Raw genomic sequence first — 5,336 nt, 5'->3', positions numbered from 1 at the left:
GGCGGGGACGGGTCGGGCGGGGACGGCGCGCGGCGGCTGCGGGTGCTGCTGGCCGAGGACAACGCCGTGAACCAGAAGGTCGCGCAGCTGCTGCTGGCGAAGTTCGGCCACGACGTGGACACCGTCGGCGACGGCCTGCAGGCCCTGGAGGCGGTGCGCGCGGCGCGCTACGACGTGGTGCTCATGGACCTGCACATGCCGGTGATGGACGGCCTGGCGGCCACCCGGCTCATCCGTGCCGAGGTGCCCGCCCAGCGGCAGCCGCGCATCGTGGCCCTGACGGCGAGCGTGCTCTCCGAGGACCGCGACGCGTGCGCGGCGGCCGGCATGGACGCCCACCTGACCAAGCCGGTGCGCGCGCGGGAGCTGGAGGGCGCCCTGACCGCGGTGCTCGCCGCGCCCGCCGCGGGTGCGTGCGCGCCGGTCGCGCCGGTCGCGCCGGTCGCGCCGGTGGAGGCCGTCGTGCCGACGGTCCCCGCCGCGGCGGTGGAGGCCACCGTGCCGCTGGAGGTGGCCGTGCGCGCCCGCATCGCCGACCTGGGCGGTGCGGACACCGACGACGACCGGGCGCTGTTCGCGCAGCTGCTGACCTCCTTCGTCGAGCGCGCCCCGCGGGCCGTCGCCGGGCTGGAGGAGTCGCTGGCCCGCGGGGACGTGCGCGAGCTGGAGACGCGCGCGCACAGCCTGAAGGGCTCCGCGGCCAACCTGGGCGCGGAGGTCCTCGCCCAGCGCTGCGCGGACCTGGAGGACCGCGCCCGCGCCGGCGAGCCGCCCGCGGAGGGCTGGCTGGCCGGGCTGCAGCGGGAGCTGGAGCGCACGTGCCGCACGTTCACCGCGCTCGCCGCGGAGTTCACGGCGTCGACGGGGGCCGCGGCCGTGGGGGTGCCCTCGGACGAGCCGGTGGGCTGGTGAGCCCGCTGGTGGGCCCGCTGGTGGACCCGCTGGCGGGCACCGGGTCCGCGGACCCGGTGCTCGCGCTGGCGGCGCTGGCGGGGCTGCTCGCCGCGGCCGCCCTGGCGGTGGCGCTGGTGCGGGTCCGCAGCGAGCGCGCGGCGCTGCTGGCGCGGGTGGGCGCGCAGGCCGCCGAGGCCGAGAGCCGCGACACCTTCACCTCGACGGTGCTCTCCAGCACCGACGCGGGCATCGTCGTCGTCGACCCCGAGGGGCGGCCGGTGCTGCTCAACGACACCGCCCGCGCCTGGCACGGCCTGGGCCCGGACGCGCGGCTGGACGCCTCCGGGCACGCCTGCGCGCGCGACCTGTACGGCCCGGACGGCACCACCCCCCTGCCGGCGCACGAGGTGCCGGTGCAGCGGGTGCTGCGCGAGGGGTTCGTGCGCGGCCTGGAGGTCGTCGTCGCCCCCGCCGGGCGCCGGCCGCGGCGCGTGACGTGCTCGGGGCGGGTCATGCGCACCGCCGACGGCGCGTGCCTGGGGGCGGTGGTGGTGATGCAGGACGTCACCGCCGAGCGGGCGCGCGAGCAGGCGCTGGTGGCCGCGCACGTGGAGCTGGCCGAGCGCACCCAGGAGCTCGCCGACCGCGGCGAGGAGCTGGAGCGCTCCAACACCGAGCTGGAGCAGTTCGCCGGCATCGCCAGCCACGACCTCAGCTCGCCGCTGGCGGTGGTCTCCGGGTACCTGGAGATGCTCGGCGAGGTGCACGGCGAGGCGATCGGCGAGCAGGGCCGCGGCTGGGTCGAGGCGGCCCGGCGCGGCGTGGTGCGCATGACGGAGCTGATGGACTCGCTGCTGAGCTACTCGCAGACCGGCGGCACGGGCCGGCGCGAGCTGGCCGACCTCGGGGAGGTGGCGCGCCTGGCCGTGCACGACCTGGACGCGGCCGTGCGCGCGGCCGGCGCGAGCGTGCGGGTGCCGGCGGACCTGCCCGCGGTGTACTGCGACCCGGTGCTGCTGCGCCAGCTGCTGCAGAACCTCGTGGGCAACGCCGTGAAGTACCGCGACCCGCACCGGCCGTGCGCGGTGGCCGTGACCGCGGCCCCGGACGGGGCCGGCGGCTGGGAGGTGGCCGTGGTGGACAACGGCACCGGCATCCCCGCCGAGCACCGCGAGCGGGTGTTCGAGATGTACGCGCAGGTGGACCCCTCGGCCCGCACCGGCCACGGCATCGGCCTGGCCACCTGCCAGCGCATCGTCGCCCGCCACGGCGGGCGCATCCGCGCCGAGGAGACCCCCGGCGGGGGCACCACGGTGCGCTTCACGCTGCCGCAGCGCCCGCCCGCGCGGCGGGGAGACGGGGCGGTGCCGGTTTCAGCGGGGCCCGGGCGGGGCACCTGTCCCCCATGAGCCTCGACATGTCGGGAAGGGTCTCGGTGCAGCGGCCCCGCACCACCGCCGGCCAGCACCTCTCGCTCCTCGCGGGCGTGCTGTTCCTCGTGCTGGGCGTCGCCGGCTTCGTGGTCTCCGGTTTCAGCGACTTCACCGGCGGCACCCACGAGCAGCAGGTGCTGGGCCTGTCCACCAACCCGCTCCTGAACGTGGTGCACCTGGTGCTGGGCGCCCTGGGCGTGGCCGGGCGCACCGGGGCGCGGCGCGCGCGCTGGTACGGGGTCCTGCTGTTCCTCGCCGGGGCGGCGCTGTTCGCCTACACGGCGATCACGTACGACGGCGGCGTCCTGAACGCGAACTGGCCGATGGCCACGTTCCACGGCGTGATGGCCTTCCTGGGCGTGGTGATCGCGTTCGTGCCGGTGCGGGCGGGCCGGCGCCCGGGCACGGCCGAGCTGCGCCACGGCTGACGCCGCACCCCCGCGACCGCGTCGCGCCCCCCCGCCCGCACCGGGCCGGGGGGCGCGACACGGGCGGCTCAGCGGGTGGCGTCGCCCGCCTCGCGCGCCTGCGCCCACAGGTCGACGCCGGAGTCGACCGCGAACTCGTCGATGGCCCGCAGCTCCTCGTCGGTGAAGTCCAGCTTCGCGGTGGCGGCGACGTTGTCCTCCACCTGCTGCACGCTGCTCGCGCCGATGAGGGTGGTGGTGATCCGCCGGTCGCGCAGCACCCAGGACAGCGCCAGCTGCGCCAGGGTCTGCCCGCGGCCGGCGGCGATCTCGTTCAGCCCGCGGATGCGCCGCAGGTTCTCCTCGGTGAGCACGCCCGGGTCCAGGGACTTGCCCTGCGCGGCGCGCGAGCCGGCGGGCACGCCGTCCAGGTAGCGGTCGGTCAGCAGGCCCTGGGCGAGGGCGGTGAACGGGATGCAGCCGACGCCCTCGGCCTCCAGGACGTCCAGCAGGCCGGACTCGATCCAGCGGTTGAACATCGAGTACGAGGGCTGGTGGATCAGCAGGGGCGTGCCCAGCTCGCGCAGGATCCGCGAGGCCTGCAGGGTCCGCTCGGGCCCGTAGGAGGAGATCCCCACGTGCAGGGCCTTGCCGGAGCGCACGATCGCGTCCAGCGCCCCCATCGTCTCCTCCAGCGGCGTCTCCGGGTCGGGCCGGTGGTGGTAGAAGACGTCGACGTGCTCCAGGTTCATGCGCTTCAGCGAGGCGTCCAGGGACGCGGTGAGGTACTTGCGCGAGCCGCGGTCGCCGTAGGGGCCGGGCCACATGTCCCAGCCGGCCTTGGTGGAGATCACCAGCTCGTCCCGGTAGGGGGCGAGGTCCTCGCGCATGAGCCGGCCGAAGTTCGTCTCGGCCGAGCCGTAGGGCGGGCCGTAGTTGTTGGCCAGGTCCATGTGCGTGATGCCGAGGTCGAAGGCGCGGCGCACGATGTCGCGCTGCGTCTGGAACGGCTTGTCGTCGCCGAAGTTGTGCCAGAAGCCCAGCGAGACGGCGGGCAGCTCCAGGCCGCTGCGCCCGCAGCGGCGGTAGGGCATCGAGTCGTAGCGCCCGGGGGCGGCGGTGTGGGTCACGGCCGCCGACTCTAACCAGCCGCGGTGTCCCGGTCGCCGCTCGCGCGCCCCGGCGCGCCCGGCGGGCCCGGCGGCCGGACGGGTGATCGATTGGCTTTCCGGGCGCCGGGGCCGCCAGCAGCATCGAGCGCACCCCCGGAGGGGTCTCGGCCCACCAGCGCTGCAGGGCACCGGCCGGTGAGCCGCTGCCGCGCGCGCTGGCGCAGGAGCTGACCCGGCGCGGGCTGCGCTGCCCGCTGGTGCTGGTGGCCGAGCACGGCCGCCAGGTGCGCCGCGCCCTGCCGCCGGTGGAGCTGGTGGAGCTGCTCAGCCGGGAGCGCCCGGCGGCGCTGGCGGAGCCGGCGCCGCTGGCCTGAGGGCACCCCCGCCCCCGGTCGTGCCCGGGGTCGTGCCCGGGGTCGCGGCCAGGCGGTGCTCGGCCGCGGTGGCGAGCAGGAAGAAGGCCTGCGCCTCCGCCGAGACGCCGGGGCGCTCGAAGCGGGGCGCGCCGCACACGCCGGTGACCAGCCCGTCCCCGTCCACGCGCACCCGGGCCGCGGCCAGCAGGTCGCTGCCGGTGGCGGCGTAGGCCTGCGGCAGCCAGCCGTCGGCGACGCCGGTGAGCGCCGCGTAGGCGAGCATCTGCGCGAGGTTCGCCTCGCTGAAGCTGGCGGGGTCGTCCACGACGTCGCCGAAGGCGCCGTCGTCGCGGCGGTGGCGCAGGCACGCGTCGAGGACCTCGCGGGCGTGCTCGGCCAGGGGCGCGCGCAGGTCCCCGGCGCGCTCGCCGAGCAGGTGCAGCGCGCGGGCGACCGCCGCGACGACCCACCCGTTGCCGGTGCCCCACGCGCGCGCGTCGCACAGCCGCTGCGCGTCCTCGTCCCAGCGCGCGGCGTACAGGCCGGTGCGCTCGTCGAACAGGCGCCGGCGGTGCCCGGCGAGCTGGGCGGCGGCCTGCTCGGCGTGGCCGGTGCCGACCAGCGCCGGCACGACCATGTAGACGGTGTCGGCCCACACCTGCCGGCTGCCGGCGAGGTGGAACAGGGTGCCGTCGGCGGCGCGGGGGCACTCGTGCAGCAGCCAGCGCAGCTGCCGGTCGCGGGCGGCGGCGAGCCCGGCGTCGCCGGTGGCGCGGGCCACCCGGTCCACGACCTCGGTGGCGGCGGCGCCGTTGACCAGGCCCTCGTCGTGCAGGGACGCCAGCCGCCCGTCCGGCTCCTGCAGCAGGACCGCCGCGCGGGCGGCGACGCGCGCGAGGGCGTCCTCGCCGAGGTCGAGCAGGGCGTGGGCGCCCACGCCCTGCTCCCAGGACTGCCGCTGCAGGGCGAGCATCGCCCCCAGCACCCGGCGCGTCGTGCCGTCCACCGCTGCCCCGCCGGCCGCTGCTGCGCCCACCGCTCCCCCGTCCGCGCGGGCGCGCACGGCCCGTCGCCGGCGAGCCTGGCAGCGCCCGGCGGGCGCCGCCAGCGGGCGGGCCGGGCGCCCGGCCCGCC

Annotated in this window: 5 protein-coding genes; 3 read left to right on the top strand and 2 right to left on the bottom strand. The window is 77.7% G+C overall.

What is annotated here, in order from left to right:
- The 3 genes from GTR00_RS13845 to GTR00_RS13835 form a co-directional block, all read left to right on the top strand.
- On the top strand, positions 1-912 hold a 912-nt coding region (locus GTR00_RS13845), incomplete at its 5' end, for a response regulator (protein ID WP_166612195.1).
- Positions 909-2,303 carry a sensor histidine kinase gene (locus tag GTR00_RS13840; protein ID WP_166612194.1) on the top strand — a complete coding sequence of 465 codons (1,395 nt, stop codon included), beginning with the start codon at positions 909-911 and terminating at the stop codon, positions 2,301-2,303. The genes GTR00_RS13845 and GTR00_RS13840, both read left to right, overlap by 4 nt.
- Positions 2,300-2,755 (top strand): DUF4383 domain-containing protein, encoded by a 456-nt coding sequence (locus tag GTR00_RS13835; RefSeq protein ID WP_166612193.1) that lies wholly within the window; start codon positions 2,300-2,302, stop codon positions 2,753-2,755. Before GTR00_RS13840 ends, GTR00_RS13835 begins: the two co-directional genes overlap by 4 nt.
- 68 nt (positions 2,756-2,823) lie before the next feature.
- Here GTR00_RS13835 and mgrA read toward each other — a convergent pair whose 3' ends face one another.
- Positions 2,824-3,864 (bottom strand): L-glyceraldehyde 3-phosphate reductase, encoded by a 1,041-nt coding sequence (gene mgrA, locus GTR00_RS13830; RefSeq protein ID WP_166612192.1) that lies wholly within the window; start codon positions 3,862-3,864, stop codon positions 2,824-2,826.
- Between the two features lie 306 nt (positions 3,865-4,170).
- Positions 4,171-5,336 (bottom strand): glycoside hydrolase family 88 protein (locus GTR00_RS13825; protein WP_205705777.1); only part of this gene is annotated, 1,166 nt, incomplete at its 5' end.

The organism is Kineococcus indalonis, from assembly GCF_009906395.1.
GTDB lineage: Bacteria > Actinomycetota > Actinomycetes > Actinomycetales > Kineococcaceae > Kineococcus > Kineococcus indalonis.
The sequence above is the reverse complement of the archived record's forward strand: the minus strand, read 5'-3'. Positions and strand labels throughout refer to the sequence as shown.